This window comes from Paraburkholderia fungorum, assembly GCF_046027215.1.
GTDB classification, from domain to species: domain Bacteria; phylum Pseudomonadota; class Gammaproteobacteria; order Burkholderiales; family Burkholderiaceae; genus Paraburkholderia; species Paraburkholderia fungorum_D.
The window spans coordinates 59,455-80,705 of the sequence record NZ_JAQQEN010000002.1; the positions used below are offsets into that span (position 1 = coordinate 59,455).

The 21,251-nt window shown below is 61.7% G+C and carries 18 protein-coding genes and 1 pseudogene; 6 read left to right on the plus strand and 13 right to left on the minus strand.

What is annotated here, in order from left to right; all coding sequences use genetic code 11:
* Positions 1-4 precede the first annotated feature (4 nt).
* Genes PQR27_RS20990 through PQR27_RS21000 form a run of 3 tightly spaced genes read right to left on the minus strand, consistent with a single transcriptional unit; the run spans position 5 to position 2,826 of the window.
* The gene (locus tag PQR27_RS20990) at positions 5-799 is read right to left on the minus strand and encodes an ABC transporter permease (protein ID WP_408525586.1); all 795 of its coding nucleotides are present in this window, start codon (positions 797-799) and stop codon (positions 5-7) included.
* Positions 800-827: 28 nt separating this feature from the next.
* Positions 828-1,742: an ABC transporter permease gene (locus PQR27_RS20995; protein WP_408525587.1), complete on the minus strand. Its 915-nt coding sequence runs from the start codon at positions 1,740-1,742 to the stop codon at positions 828-830.
* Positions 1,735-2,826: an ABC transporter ATP-binding protein gene (locus PQR27_RS21000; RefSeq protein WP_408525588.1), complete on the minus strand. Its 1,092-nt coding sequence runs from the start codon at positions 2,824-2,826 to the stop codon at positions 1,735-1,737. Before PQR27_RS21000 ends, PQR27_RS20995 begins: the two co-directional genes overlap by 8 nt.
* On the opposite strand from PQR27_RS21000, the gene PQR27_RS21005 reads away from it, so the two are divergent.
* Together PQR27_RS21005 and PQR27_RS21010 are read left to right on the plus strand one after the other, a co-directional pair.
* On the plus strand, positions 2,825-3,076 hold the full coding sequence (locus PQR27_RS21005; protein WP_408525589.1) for a hypothetical protein: 252 nt from the start codon (positions 2,825-2,827) through the stop codon (positions 3,074-3,076). The genes PQR27_RS21000 and PQR27_RS21005 overlap by 2 nt on opposite strands.
* 55 nt (positions 3,077-3,131) lie before the next feature.
* Positions 3,132-4,010 (plus strand): IclR family transcriptional regulator, encoded by an 879-nt coding sequence (locus PQR27_RS21010; RefSeq protein ID WP_408525590.1) that lies wholly within the window; start codon positions 3,132-3,134, stop codon positions 4,008-4,010.
* Positions 4,011-4,155: 145 nt separating this feature from the next.
* Here PQR27_RS21010 and PQR27_RS21015 read toward each other — a convergent pair whose 3' ends face one another.
* From PQR27_RS21015 to relB, 9 genes are all read right to left on the minus strand, one after another.
* A complete protein-coding gene (locus PQR27_RS21015) occupies positions 4,156-4,656 on the minus strand; it encodes a hypothetical protein (RefSeq protein WP_408525591.1) in 501 nt (166 codons plus the stop codon).
* A 5-nt stretch (positions 4,657-4,661) separates the two neighbouring features.
* The gene (locus PQR27_RS21020) at positions 4,662-5,849 is read right to left on the minus strand and encodes a DUF6402 family protein (RefSeq protein ID WP_408525592.1); all 1,188 of its coding nucleotides are present in this window, start codon (positions 5,847-5,849) and stop codon (positions 4,662-4,664) included.
* Between the two features lie 326 nt (positions 5,850-6,175).
* On the minus strand, positions 6,176-7,738 hold the full coding sequence (locus tag PQR27_RS21025) for an OprD family outer membrane porin (RefSeq protein ID WP_408525593.1): 1,563 nt from the start codon (positions 7,736-7,738) through the stop codon (positions 6,176-6,178).
* 154 nt (positions 7,739-7,892) lie between these two features.
* Positions 7,893-8,939: an ABC transporter ATP-binding protein gene (locus PQR27_RS21030; protein ID WP_408525594.1), complete on the minus strand. Its 1,047-nt coding sequence runs from the start codon at positions 8,937-8,939 to the stop codon at positions 7,893-7,895.
* Positions 8,936-9,931 (minus strand): ABC transporter ATP-binding protein, encoded by a 996-nt coding sequence (locus PQR27_RS21035; protein ID WP_408525595.1) that lies wholly within the window; start codon positions 9,929-9,931, stop codon positions 8,936-8,938. Before PQR27_RS21035 ends, PQR27_RS21030 begins: the two co-directional genes overlap by 4 nt.
* 1 nt (position 9,932) lies before the next feature.
* Positions 9,933-10,847, minus strand: a complete 915-nt coding sequence (locus PQR27_RS21040) for an ABC transporter permease (protein WP_408525596.1) — start codon at positions 10,845-10,847, stop codon at positions 9,933-9,935.
* A gap of 4 nt (positions 10,848-10,851) precedes the next feature.
* Positions 10,852-11,790, minus strand: coding sequence for an ABC transporter permease subunit (locus PQR27_RS21045; protein WP_408525597.1), 939 nt, complete (start codon positions 11,788-11,790; stop codon positions 10,852-10,854).
* Between the two features lie 16 nt (positions 11,791-11,806).
* Positions 11,807-13,423 (minus strand): peptide ABC transporter substrate-binding protein, encoded by a 1,617-nt coding sequence (locus tag PQR27_RS21050; protein ID WP_408525598.1) that lies wholly within the window; start codon positions 13,421-13,423, stop codon positions 11,807-11,809.
* Between the two features lie 171 nt (positions 13,424-13,594).
* A complete protein-coding gene (relB, locus tag PQR27_RS21055) occupies positions 13,595-14,167 on the minus strand; it encodes a type II toxin-antitoxin system RelB family anti-toxin (RefSeq protein WP_408525599.1) in 573 nt (190 codons plus the stop codon).
* 895 nt (positions 14,168-15,062) lie between these two features.
* On the opposite strand from relB, the gene PQR27_RS21060 reads away from it, so the two are divergent.
* A complete protein-coding gene (locus PQR27_RS21060) occupies positions 15,063-16,598 on the plus strand; it encodes a peptide MFS transporter (protein ID WP_408528254.1) in 1,536 nt (511 codons plus the stop codon).
* Between the two features lie 125 nt (positions 16,599-16,723).
* Here the strand turns inward: PQR27_RS21060 and PQR27_RS21065 are convergent.
* Positions 16,724-16,879: pseudogene (locus PQR27_RS21065) on the minus strand (carboxymuconolactone decarboxylase family protein); the annotation flags it as partial.
* A gap of 110 nt (positions 16,880-16,989) precedes the next feature.
* On the opposite strand from PQR27_RS21065, the gene pdxR reads away from it, so the two are divergent.
* From pdxR to PQR27_RS21080, 3 genes are all read left to right on the plus strand, one after another.
* Positions 16,990-18,468: a MocR-like pyridoxine biosynthesis transcription factor PdxR gene (gene pdxR, locus PQR27_RS21070; protein WP_408525600.1), complete on the plus strand. Its 1,479-nt coding sequence runs from the start codon at positions 16,990-16,992 to the stop codon at positions 18,466-18,468.
* A 537-nt stretch (positions 18,469-19,005) separates the two neighbouring features.
* On the plus strand, positions 19,006-19,458 hold the full coding sequence (locus PQR27_RS21075; protein WP_408525601.1) for an HU family DNA-binding protein: 453 nt from the start codon (positions 19,006-19,008) through the stop codon (positions 19,456-19,458).
* Between the two features lie 368 nt (positions 19,459-19,826).
* Positions 19,827-21,236 carry a circularly permuted type 2 ATP-grasp protein gene (locus tag PQR27_RS21080; protein WP_144109835.1) on the plus strand — a complete coding sequence of 470 codons (1,410 nt, stop codon included), beginning with the start codon at positions 19,827-19,829 and terminating at the stop codon, positions 21,234-21,236.
* Positions 21,237-21,251: the final 15 nt, after the last annotated feature.

The following is a 21,251-nucleotide window of genomic DNA, read 5'->3' on the forward strand; positions in this document are numbered from 1 at the left end:
GGCATCAGTGCTGGCCGATCAGAATCCGGTTGAGTCCATACACGCGATCGAGCAGCAGCATCGCGCCGGCGGTGATGAAGATCACCAGCGCGGACACGGAGGCCATCATCGGATCGATCGATTCGGTCGCATACATGTACATGCGCACCGGCAGCGTGACGGTTTGCGGCGAGGTGACGAAAATCGACATCGTCAGTTCGTCGAAACTGTTGATGAAGGCAAGCAGCCAGCCGCCGGTGATGCCCGGCAGAATCATCGGGAAGGTAATGCGGCGAAACGTGGTCCATGCATCGGCGCCGAGCGAATGCGCGGCGTGCTCGACGCTGCGGTCCAATCCGCTGACGGAGGCCAGCACCAGCCGCATCACGAATGGCGTGATGATGATCATGTGCGCGAGTACGAGCCACGCGAACGAACCGGTCGCGCCGATCAGCGCAAAGAAGCGCAGCAACGCGATGCCGAGCACGAGGCCGGGAATCACCAGCGGCGAGAGCAGCAGGCCGTTGAGAAAGCTGCGCCCCGGAAAGCGCGCGCGTCCGATCGCGAGCGCCGCGGGCAACGCGACGATCAACGACAGCGTGGCCGAAGCGAAGGCCAGCTTCAGGCTGTTGAAGAACGCCGAGATGAAGTCCGGGTAATTGAGGATCGCCCGGAACCAGCGCAGCGACACGCCGTGAGTGGGCAGCGTCAGCGTTTCGTCCGGTGTGAACGCGACCAGCACGACGATCACGAGCGGCGCGAGCACGAACGCAATGACGAGCGTGTGGAAAATCAGCGCGATAGGGCCGTTTTTTCTCATGATGATTCCGCTCAATGTGCTTGTGGGTTCAACCGAGGCTTCTGGCGTACTTGCGTTCCAGAACCCGGTAATAAGTGAGCATCACGATCAGATTCGCGACCAGCAGCAGGAGCGCGATGGTCGCGCCGAGCGGCCAGTTCAGCGAGCCGAGGAACTCGTCATAGACGGCGGTGGCGGCGACTTTCAGGCGGCGTCCGCCGAGCAGGCCGGGAATCGCGAACGCGCTGGCCGACAAACCGAACACCATCAGGCTGCCCGACAGAATGCCCGGCGTGAGTTGCGGCAGAACGATACGGCGCAACGTGGTGGCGGGCGAGGCCATCAGCGAAAGCGCGGCGTTTTCGGTTTGCGGATCGAGCTTCTGCAGCGCGGTCCAGACTGGAATCACCATGAACGGCAGCATCACGTGCACGAGCGCGATCACGATTGCAAAGGTGGTGTATTCGAGCTTGTAAGGCCCGAGCCCGACGAGCGCGAAGGCCTGATTCACGAGACCGTTGCTGTTGAGCAGCATGCTCCAGCCGAACGCGCGCACCACGACCGAGACCAGCAGCGGCGCGAGGATCACCAGCAGGAACATCGAACGATACGGATCGCGCATGCGCGACAGCACATACGCCTCAGGCGTACCGATCACGACGCACAGCAGCGTCGTCAGAAACGCGATCCCGAAGGTGCGCGCAAAGATGCTGTGAAAGTACGACGACTGCAGCACTTCCACGTAGTTGCCGAACTGGAATGCCGCGAGCGGGCCGCTTGCTGGATCGAAGCGGTAGAAGGTCAGCACCAGCGTCATGACGAGCGGCACCAGCACGAGCGCCACGAACAGCAGGAAGGCGGGCGCGCACATCAGCCAGAGCGGCAAGAATGCATGCCACGGCGCGCGAGGCGGATTGCCGGATTTCGTGCTGCCGTGGTTCGAAGCGGGGAGCGTACTAGCCATGATGCGCATCCCGTTGAATGAAGCGGATTGCCTCGCTATTCCAGTCGACACCGACCGCCGCGCCTTCCGCGAGCGGCTCGCTGCCTTCGTTCTGACAGCACACCAGCACTTCGCCAAGCCGGCTATCCAGGCGATACAGCCATTGGCTGCCGAGGAAAAAGCGGCTCGTCACCGTGGCGGGCACGCGCCCGGCGTTCGGCGCGCACAGGCGCAGCTTTTCCGGACGGATGCATAAGGTCACGGCGTCGCCGACACCGACCACGCGCTCGCGCGCCGGCAGTTGCGCGGTGTGACCGGTTTCGGCGAGATCGTGCCCGAGGTCGATGCGGATGGCGTCGCCGTCACGCGCCACCACGGTGCCCGGCAGCATGTTGGCCTTGCCGATGAACTGCGAGACGAAGCGGTTTTCCGGGCGTTCGTAGGCTTCGTACGGCGTGTCGATCTGCGTGATCCGGCCGGCTTCCATCACCACCACGCGGTCACTGATCGAGAGCGCTTCCGATTGGTCGTGCGTGACCATGATGGTGGTCGTACCGATCTTGCGTTGAATCGCGCGCAGTTCGAACTGCATGTCTTCACGCAGCTTGGCGTCGAGGTTCGACATCGGCTCGTCGAGCAGCAGCACGGGCGGCGCGATCACGATCGCGCGCGCAATCGCCACGCGTTGCCGCTGACCGCCGGACAACTCACGCGGAAAGCGATGCGCGAGCGTGTCGAGTCGCACTAGCGCCAGTGCTTCGCGCACGCGCTCCTTGCGCTCGGCCTTGTCGACGTTGCGCATTTCCAGGCCGAACGCCACGTTATCGGCGACGCTCATGTGGGGGAACAGCGCGTAGCTCTGGAACACGATGCCGAGGCCGCGTTTGTTCGGCTTCATGTGCGTAATGTCACGGCCGTCGAGCGTGATGCGCCCGCGCGTCGTCTCGACGAAGCCCGCGATCATCTGCAGCGTGGTGGTCTTGCCGCAGCCGGACGGCCCAAGCAACGAAACGAACTCGCCTTTTTCCACCGACAGGTTCACGTCGGCGACCGCCTGTAGATCGCCGAACGATTTCGTAACGTCCGTGAGTGTGAGGAACGACATGATCTGGCCTCTGAATGGTTCGACACCGGTTCAATCGACGACTGCGTCGGTGAAGGCGACTCTAGCTAGTCAAATTACTTCGCGTCAATTTCAAATTCCGTTTGCCGGTATAAGATTGAAAAAAATTCCGGTAGGTGAAATATTGTGGGCAATTACGTGGAGACGTGTTCCACTGCGCGATGTCCGGAAAATCCCTAAGAAGAACGCTTTTCGTGCGGCCATGAAAGAAGCGCTCGCGATATTCCATTGAAAGATAAAAGCCTCTATAGTGTTCCGGTCAATGAAATACTTCAGGCCAACCAGACATGAATGCAGCCGCCAAACGAGATTCAGAGACCGCGCTGTCAGAACCCGACGCGGTGCCGGGCCCCGGCATGCTGGAGCGCGCGTTCGCGGTCATCCGGGCGTTATCCGAAGCGCAGCCGGACGGCGGTCGCGTCACGCGCCTCGCAAAGGCGGTGGGGCTCACGCAAGGCACGGTGCATCGCATTCTTCATGCGCTGATCGCCGAGGGCATCGTCGAACAGGATGAAGGCTCGAAGCTTTATCGATTGAGTGTGGATTTCTTTGCGCTCGCCGCGCAGGCCGGCAATCCGAGCGGCATGCGCACGCTGTGTCGACCCGCGTTGCTGCGGTTGTGCGCCAGTCTCGGCGACACGATCTTCCTGCTGGTCAAAAGCAGTTTCGACGCGGTGTGTCTCGACATCTGCGAAGGGCCGTTCCCGATCCGCTCGTTCACCGGCGATATTGGCGGGCGTGTTGCGTTGGGCGTCGGTCAGGGTAGCCTGGCCATTCTCGCGTTTCTGCCGGAAGCGGAGCGCGAAGAGATCATTCGCTTTAATGTGCCGCGAATTCGCGGCTATGGCGTGCTCGACGAAGTGTATTTACGCACGGAGATCGAACGTGTGCGGCAGTTGGGTTACGCAGGGCGCAATAGCGGCGTGCTCGACGGCATGGCGGGGGTGGCGGTGCCGATTCTGGACCGTACGGGCGTGGCGGTGGCGGCGTTGAGTGTCGGCACGCTCGCGGCGCGGCTCGGTGACGATCGCCTGCCGATGGTGGTCGAATTGCTGCGGCGCCAGGCCGACGCGATTGGCCCGCAAACCAATCCGTTCGATGTCGCGTTGCGTCGGCCGATGCATGGGTTGTCGCGGGCTATGACTACTGAGCGGATTGGGGGGTAGGGGCATTAGTTTGCAGCAGAGGCTCCAGTTGCCTGGGCATGCATCACAGTTTGGCGGCTGGTTCCGAACTTATGAGCAATCGAAGCGATGCTCCTGGTTTCGGACGCATTCAAAAAGAGCTTTCAGGAGGCGAAGCGCAGCACGGCTAGGGTAGTCTCGCTAGCAGTCTGTCATACACCGACGGCGGCAGGATTACCCAGGAAGAGTCGTCGCCGCCACTCGAAAACGAAACACTTTCGTCTTTCCACCACGACAACTCCGGTGCGGGTGTGCTGAAGGTTCGTTTGGCCAGCAGTTCGCCATCCTTTGCGTCGTACACGCGGCCGACGTAGTCAGAATCATTCCCGGGGTTCCATCGCAATAGGCACAGCTCGGCTATGTAACGTCCCCCATCCGAGGACGCTTTTTTGCAGTCGTGTGCCTTTGACCTCAGGTCAACACCGATCCAGTAATTGACGGCAACCCATAGCACGGCCACACCGGTAGTCCGCATAGCCCACAACCCGACGATGCGCCGTACGCGCGCAGCCCGTCCGGTCAACTGCGAAAAAATGATGACCAGCGACCGGACGAAGCTGACCAGCACAACCAGCGCAATGAGGACGAGCGCATAAAACCCGACCATGCCTTCGGAATATCCAAGCATTCCCATCATAGATAGACCGTCATGGGTGGGTAAATCGGCACAAAACGCATATCCGAATAAATGACAAAATCGCCGCCGCGCTTATGCCGCAATGCCCACTGCCGGAATGAACTGTTTTTGACGGGGTAGTAAATGTTTCCGCTCACGCGCACATCCCCGACCGCAACAGGATAGTCAACGTAGGGAAGCCACGGTTTATCAAGAATCGATGCGCCGGCATTGTAGGGGACGATAACAACCCCTTTTCGGCACCAGTGTCCCAAATACTGCGATGCTTCACCTGGCTTGTCAGTGAAAGTGTAGTTATCGCGGACATAAACGTAGATACCTTTTACCTTTGCGACGGTAGCGTCACCGTTAAATTCGGCATATGCGATGGCCGCGTAGAAGTTGAACGAACCGAGCGCCCCTGTCAGATCGTCTGGCATCCCTCTGTTGGTCATATTCGAATCAATGAACTGACTGATTTTCTGCGAGAGAGTACTTTCGACGCCAACGTGCTGAAACTGAAAATGTTTGTGCAGGTTTGTTAGACGCTGCCCGCTTAACATCCATGTATCGAGGTCAATGCTGCTTCGCTTGTATCGGGAGAGAGTCAGCGAAAGTTGTTGCATGGCTCTAGGGGTACGGATGGCAGCATTGACCAGTGCATCGTACTGCTCCTTTGCTCGCCTGAAATTCAACACCCAGTCCAGAGTAATTGTGGTTGTGTCGTACATGTCAGGTGGGTATGGTTTGCCATCCTGATTGATCTCCGCCTTCTCGTCGTCGTCGGTAGACGAATAGTTCAACTCACCTGCGAACCACTTCTCCATCAACATGGCTGATTTGGACATGGAGTTCTTGCGCATCGCGCCTGGAATCTCCTGAATGTCGAATAACGGTATGGCCTCCGGTATCTTCGCTTGAGCGGGCGTCGGATTCTTTGGTGGATCAGGCGTGTCCAGCCACTTCCTGAAACGGGATGCCGTCTCCAGTACCGCCAGTAGGCCCCCGCCAAATTCTTTCTTTCTGCGAGGTTCTCTCCGGTCCGGCGGTGGTGGTTGAACACGCAATGCAGGCGGAGCTTTGTCGCTCGAAAGATTTACGTCCGGCACAATCCGGCATCCATCATTGCCGTCGCAGAGAGTCCATTTCCAAAGGAGGTTGTTTGTTTTGTAGTAGAGGATTTTCCCATAGTTGGAGGATGGCATTTTCTTTATCGGCGTGCGGGGTTTCGGGATACCGACTGTCGGCTGATCTTCGTTGCCGTCGTTTCGGATGAACGATCCTAGCGGGCTAACGCATCCCGAAAAAGCGATTTATGTCGACTCGTGTGAGTGGATCAAATGGCCGACCCTTTGTCCGCGTATGCGTGATCGAATCAGCCGCCTAAAAAGTGCCCCCCATTTCGGGCAATCAGCGGGATTCCGTGAGACTGGCCGAGACTTTATTTTTTCCGCAAAGCCAGTTTAGCTTGGCTTTGCGGGATTCTATGAAGCTATTTTGGAAGGTATTCCGAGCAGGAACCCCACCCGATTTAAAACACCTTCACCGGCACATTCACCACCAGACGGTATTCCATGTTGTTACCGTCCGAGTAGTAATACGAGCCGTTGTGCCACATCGCGATGAACGTGATCTTCGTGTCCTTGAAGCGGCCGCTTTGCAGGGTATAGCTCGGAATGAAGCCGAACTCGTGATGGTGGCCGTGCACCGGTTCGCCGTTCTTCCAGTACAGGCCGTGCAGTGGCGAGGACGCCGAAGCATTCTCCGCTGCGCCCGCCGAGGCGTCCGCGCCCCAGCCGTATTCGCCCCAGAACATCGCCTTCAGCCCCGGCACGCCGGCGTATTTGCCGTCGAACGTATAGCGCAATTGCAGCGACTGCTCGTGCGGCGCGTTGTAGTCGACGTCCATCGAGTTGGTCAGATAGATGCCGTTGGTCTCGTTCACGTAATCGAAGAACTGGTCGCCGAGTACCTGCTGATAGCCGAGCAGCAACGCATGTGGGCCGTGCTGCGCGGAAACCGACAGGCTATACGCATTGCTGTTGATGTGCCCCTGCCGTGACGCGCCGGTGTCGTGCGTCGAATAGATGTTGGCGAGACCGCTCCACTTGATGGTGGTCGGGTCGCCAAACGATTGCGCCACCGAACCGTAGTACTGACGCCAGACATCGTCGGCCTGATCGACATACAGCGCCATTTCGCCGTTTTTGGCGTAATGCCAGGTGCCGCCCACATAGGTCAGGCGGTCGATGCGCGTGCCGCCGTACGAGGTGGTCAGATTGGTCAGGTTCGTGTGGCCGCGGGCGTCGACCTTGGTGAAGCTGCCGGCTTCGAGCGTGGTATGCACGAGGTCGTTGCTGACCATCGACACACCCAGGAAAGTCGGCGGCAGCGCGCGGTTGTCGTGCGGTTCGAGGAACGGGTTGGTGACGGTCTGCAAACCGTATTTCACGACCGTTTCCGAAATCCGCCCCTTGATGTCGTACATGCCGGGGTAGGCCCACGCGAGCTGGTTCGAGCCGCCGCCGTCCTTGCCCACGTGCACCATGTTGCCGGCGCCGTTGCCGCCGTCGAGTTTGAACGCGCCGAACAGCGAGGCGTCGACGCCGAAGCCGATCACCCCCTGTGTAAAGCCGGATTCATAGTTCGCCTGCACGCCTTGAACCCATGCGTGACGGTAGGTCGACGGGGGCGCCTGGAAGTAATCGGAGTAATTGCGGAACTGCAGGTTCAGATGACTATCGGCGATGAAGCCTTTGCTCGCCGCCTGGCTCGACGGCGGGGTGGGCGGCGCGACAATCTGGTCGGCTTCCGCGTTGATGATCGCGTTGGTGGTGTCGGGTTGGTCGTTACGCACCGTGCCACCCTGTTCCGCCCGGCGTTTGCCCGCAGGGGCAGCCTGCGAGACCTGCGCGGGAGACGACAACGTTTGCGCGAGCGTCTGAGTACTGTTTGCGTTCGCAGTGGATTGCAACTCGCCATCGTCGGCGTAGGCGTTCGCGGCGGCGCTCAGTGCAGGGAGGGTGAGTGCGCAGTAAACAAAAGTTACTGCTCCGGATTTTTTTGTCCGTTTTTTTGATCGGTTATCTTTCATTGAGAGTGACTCTAGTTATTGTGGTGAATCTTTGGCTGGTGGTTAACCAGTCCACGTTTATCGCTCGTTCTGTGAATAGCAGAACGAGCGAATCCTTCGACGCGGCGGCCCGCCGCGTCGTGGAAAACGGTTTTAGCCTTGCAGGCTCGTTGCTTTAAAGACCCGCCAGGGAGACTTCCTTCGGGGCGTTGCCGACGCGAATACAGGCGATGCGCGTTGCGCTCGCGCCATGGGTGACAGGCTGCGGAATCTCCGCGGCGCAGGCTTCGATCGCATCCGGGCAGCGCGTGCGGAACGCGCAACCGGAAGGCGGGTTGAGCGGCGACGCAATCTCGCCGCGCAGCAGCAGATGACGGCGCGCGCGCTCCACGACCGGATCGGGCACCGGCACTGCAGACAACAGCGCACGCGTGTACGGATGGCGCGGCGTGCCATACACTTCACGCTTGTCGCCGAACTCCATCACCCGTCCCAGATACATCACCAGCACGCGGTGGCTGATCGCCTTGACGACCGCCAGATCGTGCGCAACAAACAACAGCGAGAGCGACAACTCGCGTTGCAGGTCGCGCAGCAGGTTGACGATCTGCGCCTGAATCGACACGTCGAGCGCCGACACCGGCTCATCGCAGATCACCAGTTGCGGCTCGCCGATCAGCGCGCGCGCGATGCCGACGCGCTGACACTGCCCACCGGAAAATTCATGCGGATAGCGGCGCAGATGCTGCGCATTGAGGCCGACGCGCTCGAGCATCGTCAGCACACGGCGTTGCACGTCGGCGCGCGCAACGTCCTGGCGATGCGTGGTCAGCGGCTCGGCGACGATTTGCTCAATCGTCATGCGCGGATCGAGCGAGGCGAGCGGGTCCTGGAAGATCATCTGCACGTCGCGGCGCAAACGCGACGTGTCGCGGTGTGCGTTGGGCAGCACGGTTTCTTCGCCGAGCCAGCGCACGCTGCCGCTCGCCACCGGCGCGAGTCCGATGATCGCGCGCGCCAAAGTGGATTTGCCGCAACCCGATTCGCCGACAAGGCCCACGGTTTCGCCACGCCGCACGTTGAACGACACGCCGTCAACGGCGCGCAGCGTGGCCTTGCCTGACCACGGAAAGCCGCCGCGCGGCACGCCGAATTGCACCTTGAGATTCTCGACCGACAACAACGTTGCCGGGTCCTGATTTGCAATGGAAGTGGCGTTCATACGTGTTGTACCTCCATGATTTCCTGGGCCGGCCGATGGCATGCGCGCAACGCGCCGGCGGCCGTTTGCGATGCGACAAGCGCCGGCCGCGATTCGCGGCATTGATCGCTGCAATACGTGCAGCGCGGCGCGAACGCGCAACCCGCGCCGACTTCGCCGGGCAGCGGCGGATTGCCAGGAATGGTTTGCAGCGGAAGGTCGTCGTCGTCGGTCAGACGCGGCAGCGCGTTTAGCAGGCCAATCGTGTACGGATGCGTCGGCGCGGCGAACAGCGCGGCGGCGCTCGCCTGCTCGACGGTCTGGCCCGCGTACATCACCATCACGTCGTCGCACAAGCCGGCCACCACGCCCATGTCGTGCGTGATCAGGATGATCGCGGTGCCGCGCTCGCGATTCAGCTCGCGCAGTAACTCGATGATTTGCGCCTGCACGGTCACGTCGAGCGCGGTGGTCGGCTCGTCGGCGATCAGGATTTCCGGCTCGGAGAGCAGGGCCATCGCGATCATCACGCGCTGGCGCATGCCGCCGGAAAACTCGTGCGGATACATATTGATGCGGCGCGCGGCATCGGGAATGCGTACTGTCTCCAGGGTTTCGATCGCGCGGCGGCGCGCTTCGCGGCGCGACATCTTGCGATGCAACTGGAGCGTCTCGGTCATCTGCCGTTCGATCGTCAGGAACGGGTTGAGCGAGGTCATCGGGTCCTGGAAGATCATGCCGATGCGGTCGCCGCGAATCCTGTTGAGCGCGGCATGGTTCATCGTCAGCAGGTTTTCGCCGCGATAGGTCGCGGTGCCGGACACCTTGCCGTTGCCGGCCAGCAGGCCGAGCAGCGCCATCACGGTCTGGCTCTTGCCGGAGCCCGATTCACCGACGATGCCGAGCGTGCGGCCGGCTTCGAGTGAAAACGACACGCGTTGCACGGCGTCGACCGGTGCGCCTTCACGGCGCGTAAAGCGCACGCTGAGGTCTTTGACTTCGAGTAGCGGCATGTCAGCGGTCCTTCGGATCGAATGCGTCGCGCAGACCGTCGCCGACGAAATTCACGCAATACAGCGTCACGCACAGCATCACGGCCGGGCACAGCAGCAGCCACGGCATCGATTCGAGCTTCTGCGCGCCGTCCTGAATCAACACGCCCCAGCTCGTCATCGGTTCCTGCACGCCGAGGCCGAGAAACGACAGCACCGATTCGGTCAGCACGATATTGGGCACCGTGACGCTCGCGTACACCACCACCACGCCGAACAGATTCGGCACGATGTGACGCGCGATGATCGAACCCGAGCTGACGCCGATCGCTCGCGCGGCGTCGATGAATTCGCGCGAGCGCAGCGACAGGGTCTGGCCGCGCACCACGCGCGCCATGTCGAGCCACGAGAAGGCGCTGATGGTCAGCACGACCAGATAGAACGAGCGGCCGAACATCGTCATCATCAGGATTGCGATCAGCATGTAGGGTATCGCGTACATCATGTCGACGATACGCATCATCACCGCATCCACGCGCCCGCCGAGATAGCCGGCAGTCGCGCCATAGGCGACGCCGATCAGCCCCGACACCAGCGTGCCGAGCAAACCGACTTCCAGCGACACGCGGCCGCCTTGCAGCGTGCGCGCGAGCAGGTCGCGCCCGAGTTCGTCGGTGCCGAACCAGTGCATGTTTTGCCACGTCGGCGCAAGGCTGATCGCGCTCCAGTCGCTGTCGATCGGTCCGTTGGGCAGCAGCCACGGGCCCGCCACGCAGGCGATCACGATCAACATCATCACGACGAAGCCCGCAAACGCCGCACGATTGCGCACGAAGCGCATGGCGGCCGTGGCGAGCGGGCCACGCGAACGCGGCGCCTTCGCGATGGCCGTGAGCGGATCGAGCGCCGCGCTGGCCGTTTGAAGAGAACGGTTCATGGGATCAGTACCGGATGCGCGGATCGAGCCACGCGTACGCGAGGTCGACCAGCAGATTGAACAGCACGGCCACGGCGGTGGTCAGCACGACGAGCCCGAGCACGAGGGTGTAGTCGCGGTTGATCGCACCGTTGACGACCAGTTGGCCGAGACCCGGCAGCGCGAACACCGATTCGGTGACCACCGCGGCGGTGATCGACGAGATGCAGATCGAGCCGAGCAGCGACACCACCGGCATCAGCGCGGGTTTCATCGCGTGACGCAAGACGATCGTGCGACCCGGCAGACCCTTGGCGCGCGCCGTGCGGATGAAGTTACCGGACAGCACTTCGATCATGCTGCCGCGCATCACGCGGGCAATGGCGGCGACGTTGATGAAGGTGAGCAGCACGATCGGCAGCACCCGATAACGCCACTCGCCTTCGCCCCAGCCGCCGGCCGGCAGCCAGCCGCGGCCTTCGGAGGTCTTCAGCAGGATCGCGAAGATCCACACCAGTACCGGGCCGAGCACGAACGGCGGCACCACGTTGCCGATATTGCCGAGCACCATCACCGCATGATCGACGAAACGGTCGCGCCGCACGGCGGCCAGCGTGCCGAGCGTGACACCGATCAGGAGCGCGATCGGTACCGACACGCCGCCCACGCCGAGGCTCACCGGCAACGCTTTCCACACCAGATCGTTGACCGACCAGTCGGCGTAGCGGAACGACGGCCCCAGGTCGCCGTGCAGCAGCGAACCGAGGTAGTGCAGATACTGCAGCCACAGCGGTTCGTCGAGGCGATACTTCGCGTTGAGGTTCGCGAGGACGGCCGCCGACAGTTGTTTTTCAGTGTCGAACGGGCCGCCCGGGGTGAGATGCAGCAGCAGATAGCACGCGGTGATCACGGCGAGAATCGTCGGGATCGCCCAGAGCGTGCGGCGCAGCGTGTAGGCCAGCATGACAGTGCTCCCGCGCTTAGTGCTTGATCAGATACATGTCTTGCGTGGCGCGCTGGTCGAGGTAGTTGGTCGGCTTGTAGCCGCCCACGTACGACTTGACGAGCCGGTCGGCCGAGTACTGGAAGAGCGACACCATCGGGTAGTCGTTCATGGCCAGATTGTGCGCCTGCGTGAACAGCGCGCTGCGTTTGGCGTCGTCGAGCTGCTGGTTGCCTTCGTCGATCAGTTTGTCGACTTGCGGATTGCAGTAGCGCTGGTCGTTCTGCACGCTGTTGCAGCGGATCAGATCGAAAAACGAGTTGGCGTCGTTGTAGTCGACGAACCAGCCGTCGCGCGAGGCCTGCACCTTGCCGTCGTGGCGCTGCTTGAGCAGCACCTTGTATTCGACGTTTTCCAGCTTGGCGGTTACGCCGAGCTTGGTGCGCCATTCAGACGTTGCGAATAGCGCGACCTTCTTGTGCAGGTCGTTGGTGTTGTAGGTTAGCGTGAAGGTGAGCGGTTTGGCGTCCGAATAGCCCGCCTGCTTCAGCAGGTCGCGGGCATAGTCGACGCGCTTGGGCATCGGCCAGCTTGCCCACTCCGGCGTGAATACGGCCGAGCCTTCGGTGCCCTTGGCGATCAGGCCGTACATCGGCACTTCGCCGTCGGCCGTCAGACGTTTGGTCAGCAGGTCGCGGTCCAGCACCATCGCCAGCGCCTGACGTACGCGCTTGTCCTTGAAGGCGGGGTCTTCGTTGTTCAGGCTGTAGTAGTACGTGGCGATTTGCAGGCCGGTTTTCAGTTCAGGACCGAACTGCTTGCTCACCTGCGCATAGATGCCCGACGGAATCGAATACGTGTAGTCGAACTGGCCGGCCTGATACATGCGCATGGCCGTTTCGTCGTTTTCGATCGGCAGATAGGTCACCTTCGTGATCACGACCTTGCCGGCGTTCCAATACGTGTTGCTCTTCGTGCCGACGAGGCGATTGCTCGGTTGCCAGTCGGTCAGCGCATACGGGCCATTGCCCACGAAGTTGCCGGGCCGCGTCCAGTCGCCGCCGAACTTCGTCACGACCGCGCGATTCACCGGCGTCATTGTCGCCATCGCCGTGAGCTGCGGGAAAAACGCGGCGGGTACTTCGGTCGTGACTTCGAGCGTGTACGGATCGACCGCGCGCACGCCGAGGCTCGTCAGCGGCGCCTTACCGGCGAGAATCGCCTTGGCGTTCTTCACGAATTCGACCAGCACCGTGTATTTCGAACCCGTCTTCGGATCCAGCACGCGCTGCCACGAGTAGACGAAGTCGGCCGCCGTGACCGGCTGACCGTTGCTCCAGCGCGCATCGTGACGCAGCTTGAAAACCCACGTATTCGGCCCGCTGCGCGACCACGATTCCGCGACGCCCGGCACGATCGCGCCGCTTGCGTCCATGCGCGTCAGCCCTTCGAACAGATCGAGGCCGATCGTATTGCCGGTCCACGATTCGATGTGCGCGGGGTCGAGCGATTCGGTTTCGCCGGGCACCTGGCGAGTCATCTCCTGACTCGTGGCGAGCGCGACGCCCGCAGGCACGTTGACGGCGAAGGCGGAAGGCTGAAACGTGAGGACGAGCGCGGTCAGCGCCGTCGAGTAGACGAACGGGGTTTTCATCGGTTGAGGTCGCAGGAAAGGTCGAAAGAGGAACGCGCTGGCGCTGGGGCGCCCGTTATCTGCGTTGCTCGGGGCGCGGCGGCCCTTGTTGTTTGTCCGACATGCAGGAATCCTTACATTTCGTAATGCAGGCAATCCCTGGCCGGATCAACCGGAAAAGGTGCCTGCGCTTTAGAACAGTCTTGGTGTGCCCACCCAGACGACCACCGACTCGACGCGTGCGGTGTTCACCCAGCTGTGCGGCACCGTTGATTCGTAATGCGCGCTGTCTCCCGCGTGCAACACGAATGTCTTGCCTTCCAGCGTCAACGACACTTCGCCGTCGATCACATACACAAATTCTTCACCGGCATGCGTGGTCACTTCGGAGCGCTTCTGCCCGGGCGGCATCCTCACGAGGATCGCTTCGAGCTGACGGCCGCCCGTCAGATTGGTCAACCGGGCAAACAGGTTGGCCGAGTCCGCAAAACCGAAAAACTTCAACTGATCGCCGCGGCACACGGAGCGCTCTTCGCTAGGTGTGTCGACGAAATACTGCACCGTCACGCCGAGTGCGCTGGCAATCCCGGCCAGCGAAGTGATGGACGGGGACGCCAGGCCGCGTTCGACTTGCGACAAAAACGGTTTGGAAATACCTGCCGCTGTTGCCGTGTCGTCCAGCGTGCGCTTGAGCCGTTGGCGCAACGCGCGGATCTTGCTGCCGAGTTCGAGTGCCGGGTTGTTGTTTTGAATTGTCGTGACCATAGCAGGAGGAAATTAGCCCGTCAAAATTTGTTTGATATAAGTAAATATGGTTTGATTGCGGTCCAGATCGGGCAGTCGGTCCTCAATGCCCGGTCATGCAGTGGATCGCTTTTTCGAGACAACGCTCTATGTTGCCAGAAGCTCACAGGTGTCCCGCCTTTTTGACCGGCGCATGGATGACAAACGGCATGCGAATGCGGTAAAGGCGGCAATACGTACAGGCGATTTGTGTTTATGCCAATTGAGTATCGCGAGACGTTAAAGCTATGACGCCAAAGACTATTTTCATTTTCTCGCGACTTTGCAACGAAGCCCTATCGCGTGTAATAACGGGTAATGGGCGCGGAATCGGTGAATTCCCCGAGTGACGACGAATGTTTCTATTTGCAGAATCCCCCCGCTTGGCGGCGGGGTGTCCGGGTTCAGATCACCGGCGAAACCCGCTGCTGTTTGTAATTCCACCGGCAGCGATCCTGCGCGGCGGAGCATTGTCCGGCACGTCCTACCCGAACGGTTGCCGACATGAGGACATGACTATCACTGCGGATTCTTTCAGTTTCGTGCTGCGCGCCTGCCGCCTGTTGCGGCCGCCGTATGCCGCTCTTCGAAGCGCCGGCCGCCGGACGGCCGGCCGCCGCATCCCCGTGTCCCGCGATGCCTTATCATTGCGCCCGCTCCGCTTGACGGAGTCCGAGCCCGATGTGGCATGGCGGGCCTTCATCCCATCCCCTGGTTTGACCGCTTCTACTGGCGTTTCAGCGGACCGCTGAAACGCTGGCGTGCGCATTGACGTACGCCTCGCCACGCAGGGACCGCCGATCGTTTTTCCAGATCCAGTTTTCCGCGCCGCGCGCTTGTTCGCGCAACGCCGCAACGTATGAACACGAGGTACATGATGATTTCATCCAATCCATACGCCCGCGTCTCGCAGACCCGTTTATTTTCGACGGTCTTCCTGATCGAAATGTGGGAGCGCTTTGGTTACTACGGGATGGCCGCGCTGCTGGTCCTGTTCATGATCGACAAGCTGCATTTCACCGACAGCCACGCCACCCTCACGTGGGGCGCATTCACCGCGCTGGTGTATGCGTCGCCGTCGATCGGCGGCTGGATCGGCGACAAGATTCTCGGTGCGCGCCGCACGATGATCTTCGGCGCCGGCGTGCTGGCCGCAGGCTACCTGATGCTGGCGATGCCCAACGAGCAGCTTGCCTATATGTACGCGTCGCTCGGCGTGATCGTGGTGGGCAACGGGCTCTTCAAGGCGAATGCCGCGAACCTCGTGCGCCGCATCTATGAGGGCGACGACGCACGCATCGACAGCGCGTTCACGATCTACTACATGGCGGTCAACATCGGCTCGACGGTGTCGATGCTCGCCACGCCGTGGATCAAGGACCATTGGGGCTGGCACACGGCATTCGCAGTCTGCTGCGCCGGCATGCTGCTGTCGGTGCTGAACTACTTTGTCATGTTCCGCACGCTCGCGCATATCGGTTCCGCGCCGGACGCCGAACCGATCCGCTGGAAACGTGTGGGCGCGGTGGCGCTCGGCGGCATCCTGCTCGGCACGGCGACAATGTTCGTCCTGCAGCACAAGGCGATCGCGGTGGCCTGCGTGTACACGGCCGGCGTCGCGATTCTGGCGATTTTCGGCTACATGCTGGTCAAGTGCGAACGCTCGGAGCGCTCGGGTCTGGTGGCCGCGCTGATTCTGACTGCGCAGGTGATCCTGTTTTTTGTGTTCTACGTGCAGATGTCCACGTCGCTCACGCTGTTCGCGCTGCGCAACGTCGATCCGCATTTTTCACTGTTCGGCGTGACGCTGTTCACGTGGAGCGCCGCGCAGTTCCAGGCGCTCAATCCGATCTGGATCATGCTGATGAGCCCGCTGCTCGCGCTGCTCTATACGAAGCTTGCAAAGAGCGGCAAGGACGTGCCGGTGGCGGTGAAGTACGCGTTCGGCTTCGCGGTGGTGGCGGCCGGCTTCTTCGTCTACGCATGGAGTGGGCACTACGCGGTCAACGGCCGGGTGTCGTCGTGGTTCATGGTGGGCGGCTATGGACTGTATTCGCTCGGCGAGCTGCTGGTCAGCGGGCTGGGTCTCGCGATGATCGCGCGCTACGTGCCGGCGCGCATGAGCGGCTTCATGATGGGCGCCTACTTCGTGGCGACCGGCGTGTCGCAGTATCTGGGCAGCGTGGTGGCGAATTTCGCGCAGATGCCGGCAGGCGATATGGACCCGCTCGAATCGTTGCCGCTCTATACCAAGTTGTTTACTGGCCTCGGCTGGCTCGCGGCGGTGGGCGCGCTGGTCGCCGTGCTGCTGTTGCCGCTGATGCGCAAGCTTTCGCGCGAACATCAGCGTTGCAGCGACGAAGCGCGCGAGAACGCCCGGCAAACCGCGGTGTTGGGCGTGGCTACGGAGTAATTCGCGGCGATTTCAGCGGGCGGTGCGCTTGCGCTGCTTGCGTTCTGTCTACGGAAACGCACCATCAAAAATGGCGCGCTCGCATCACGCGGCGCGCCATTTTTGCATCCACCCTGAACTGACTCCGGCATCTTCCGGAGCGACACCGCAATCCGGTTCCGGCCATTGATCGCAACGATCAGCAGCATCAGATCGGCAATCTCCGGTTCCCTGAAGCGCGGCTTTACCGCTTCCCACACCGCGTCCGGCACGCGCGTTTGCGCAATCTGCGCGACCGCTTCGATTCATTCGAGCGCCCGGTCCGCTCAGACGGCAGCGACAGGGTTAAGCTTACGATCCACACTGGTCTTGCCAAATAACCGTTTCTGGATAATTTGAGGTAACCGCTCGAATGGACATCCACATTGCGGTCGAAGGGCGTCACGATCTGGCCGGGCAGATCTATCGGCAGTTGCGCGCCGGCATCCTGGAAGGGCGCCTCGCTGGCGGCACGCGCCTGCCGTCCACGCGCGACCTCGCCACGCAGCTTGGCGTGTCGCGCAAGACCACGCTCGACGTATTCGAGCGGCTTCTCTCCGAAGGCTATCTGAGCGCGCGCGCCGGTTCGGGCACCTTCGTCGCGGACGGGCTCGAGCGTCTGCCGGCGGAGCGCTCGTCGCACGCACGTGCCGCCGAGTCGGCGCGCGAGCGGTCGAAGGCCAAAGCGAAGGCCGCCGCGCGCGCCCAGCCACTCTGGGAAGCGATGCCCGAGGCGCTGCCATTGCCGCGACCCACCGTGCAATCGCCACAGGATTTCGTCGGCGGCGCGACGGACAAATCGCTATTTCCCTTCGACGTCTGGCGCCGTTGCGTGAACCACGCATTGCGCGCACAGGCGCGCAGCCCTGCCATCTATCGCGATCCAGCCGGCGAACAGGAACTGCGCCTCGCGATCTCGCGCTACCTGGCATTCAATCGCGCGGTCGCGAGTAACTGGGAAGACGTCATCGTGACGCAGGGCGCGCAGAACGCGCTCGATCTGATGGCGCGCATCACGCTGCGCCCCGGTGAAGTCGTGGCCATTGAAGACCCCGGGTATCCTCCCGCCCATGCATGCTTCAAGGCAACGGGTGCACGCGTGGTGCCGGTTCCGGTAGACAGCGAAGGTCTGATCGTGAGCAAGCTGCCGGACAAGGCACGGCTCGTCTACGTGACGCCTTCTCATCAGTTCCCGCTCGGCATGCCGATGACGCTGGAGCGGCGCGTCGAGTTACTCGAATGGGCGCAGAAACGCGGCGCCGTGATCATCGAAGACGACTACGACTGCGAATACCGCTTCGAAGGACGGCCCATGGAGCCGCTGAAAAGTCTCGACCGCGCCGGTCTCGTCGCGTACGTGGGCACTTTCTCGAAGACGATCTTCCCGGAGTTGCGGGTCGGCTATGCGGTGCCACCGGCGTCGCTCTATGGGCCGCTCCTCAAGGCTCGCCAGATCGCGGACTGGCACGGCTGCACGCTCACGCAAACCGCGCTGGCGACTTTCATGCTCAACGGCGACTTCGCCAAGCACCTGCGGCGCATGCACAAGGTGTATGCGGCGCGCCGCGCGATGCTGCTGGACCACCTGCATGGCGACCTGGCGCCCTGGTTCGAGCCGATCGTGCCGACGGCCGGCATCCATATGGCGGCGCGTCTGACGGCCCCGTTGACGGAGCAGGCGCTGGTGAGCGCGGCGCGCGAAGCGTCGATCGGTCTGTACGGGCTCGAGCCGTTTCACGTGCGCGCGAAACCGCAGCCTGGGCTGATCTTCGGCTACGGCGGCATCGCCGTCGAGCATATCGACGCGGCGCTCACCGGCCTGGCCGCGCTGCTGCCGCGCCTCGTCCGCTAGCGGCACGAAGCACGCGTAAAGCTCGTCGTCGCGATACGCACTAAGGCAACGGCGAGCGCGGCATGGCGCGCGACGCAGCTGAAAACCGGGCCTGTGTGAAGGAAAGGCGAGCACGATCTGAAGTACGTTAGCCGTCTTTGACGCTCTCTGACACCATCTGCGCGTTTCTGTCACAGAGGAAGGAAACACGCTTTTTGCAGCGGTTTTCGCTGCAGGGGGCGTGCTTTTTCTGCCGCTCGAAGCGCGTCGTCTGTCCATCGTTTGGGCATCTTCCGATAGAAAATAGGCCTGTATACATGCATCGAAACGACTTGTAACGCGCGTTACGTGTGCGTGTTGCAAAGTCCGCTCGCGCGCGTTTACCCGCTAAAACAAGCATCAAAATGTGTTGCGCAGTCTGCGCCGCGCAACAAACCTTGGCTGTTATACACAAAAGAGTCGCGCAAATCGTATTAGCGCTTGTAGAATCCGGCGTTGAAGCGTGCACATACCGTGTGCGCTTCGTGCAATTCACTGACCACAACAGGTAGGAGAAACATGCCGACTTCCGCAAAAAAGGTGGCCAAGAAGGCTGCTGCCCCGGTACCGACCAAGAAAGTTGCTGCAAAGAAAGTTCCTGCGAAGAAGGCCGTCGCAGCTAAGAAGGTCGCCGTGAAGGCGTCCGGCGCACCGTCGCCGATCAAGGACACCTTCACGAAGGCCTCGCTGGCTGCACACGTCGCTGAACGCGCTGCTGTGGAACCGAAGGCTGCCAAGGCCGTGCTGGCCGCGCTCGAAGACACGATCCTCGGCGCAGTGCACAAGAAAGGCGCTGGCGAATTCACGCTGTCGGGTCTTCTGAAGATCGTCGTGCAAGCTGTGCCGGCGAAGAAGAAGCGCTTCGGCAAAGACCCGTTCTCGGGCGAAGAGCGTTGGTTCCCGGCCAAGCCGGCTAGCGTGCGCATCAAGGCACGTCCGCTGAAGAAGCTGAAAGACGCAGCAGCAGGCTGATCGCGCTGCGGGCGTAGCCGCGGTTTTTTAACCGTCGTCGACGCCTAAGCCGGTCCGCAATGCAAGTTGTCTGAATCCCCTCGGGTGCAAATCCGCGGGGATTTTTTATGCGTATTGCCGCTGCGTGGGGGTGGTTTGGCGAATTCGCCGCGGCACGCCATGGTGCCGCGTATGCACCGTACTAGCGCATCATGGGCCGCCGCAGTACGATGGCACGGAGGCCATGCCGGTCGGGATGCGCTGTTCGTGTGCACGTACCGTGGTCCGCACGCGAAAAGCGCAATGGCATAGCGTTTGCTTGAACGATTGTCGAACACCGAATGCGCAGCGCATTCGCCTTCTATCCGACAACAAGAGCGGGGCGTGACATGCGATGCTATGACGAGATGCGTCATCATGACGATGCCGTGCGGCCACATTACGCTCGCTTCGAGCGTTGGCTGGTGAAGCAGGGCAACGAGGCGATCGCCCGCAAGCGTGCGGAAGCGGATCTGCTGTTTCGCCGGGTCGGCATTACCTTCGCGGTGAACGGCGATCTGTCGGGCACCGAGCGGCTGATTCCCTTCGACCTGATTCCGCGCATCATCCCGCGCGGCGAATGGCAGACGCTCGAAGCTGGTCTACGCCAGCGCGTGCAAGCGCTCAATCTGTTCATCCACGACGTCTATCACGACCGCAACATCGTGCGCGCCGGTATCGTGCCGGCCGAGCAGGTCTATACGAATGCGCAGTACCGTCCGGAAATGCAGGGCGTGAATGTGCCGCTCGGTGTTTACGCGCATATCGCCGGCGTCGACGTGGTGCGCGCGGGCGACGAAGGCGAGTTTTACGTGCTCGAGGACAACCTGCGGGTGCCGTCGGGGGTGTCCTACATGCTGGAAAACCGCAAGATGATGATGCGGCTTTTCCCTGAGCTGTTCGTGCAGAACCGCATTGCGCCGGTCGCGCATTATCCCGATCTATTGCTCGATACGCTGCGCTCCGTGGCGCCCGAAGGTGTCGACGATCCGGTCGTGGTGGTGCTGACGCCTGGCATGTACAACTCCGCGTATTTCGAGCACACCTTCCTCGCGCAGCAGATGGGCGTCGAACTGGTGGAAGGCAAGGATCTGTTCGTCGACGACAACTACGTGTTCATGCGCACCACGCAGGGGCCCAAGCGCGTCGATGTGATCTATCGCCGGGTGGACGACGATTTTCTCGATCCGCTTGCGTTCCGTAACGATTCCGCGCTGGGCGTACCGGGGCTTTTGACCTCGTATCGCGCCGGGCGCGTCGCGCTGGCGAACGCCATGGGCACCGGCATCGCCGACGACAAATCGATCTACCCGTACGTGCCGGAGATGATCGAGTTTTACCTCGGCGAGAAGCCGATTCTCAACAACGTGCCTACTTTCCAGTGCCGCAAGCCCGACGACCTCGCTTACACGCTCGCGCATCTGCCCGAACTGGTCGTCAAGGAAGTGCACGGCGCGGGTGGCTACGGGATGCTGGTGGGACCGGCTTCGACGAAAGCCGAAATCGAGTCGTTCCGTGAGCGTCTGATCGCGCGGCCGGCCGGCTATATCGCGCAACCCACGCTCGCGCTGTCGGCGTGTCCGACGTTCGTCGAAGCGGGTATCGCGCCGCGCCATATCGACTTGCGGCCATTCGTGCTATCCGGCAAGAGCGTGACGATGTGCGCGGGCGGTCTCACGCGCGTCGCGTTGCAGGAAGGCTCACTCGTCGTCAATTCGTCGCAAGGGGGCGGCACCAAGGACACCTGGATGGTCGACTGACGCAGCTGCCGATGG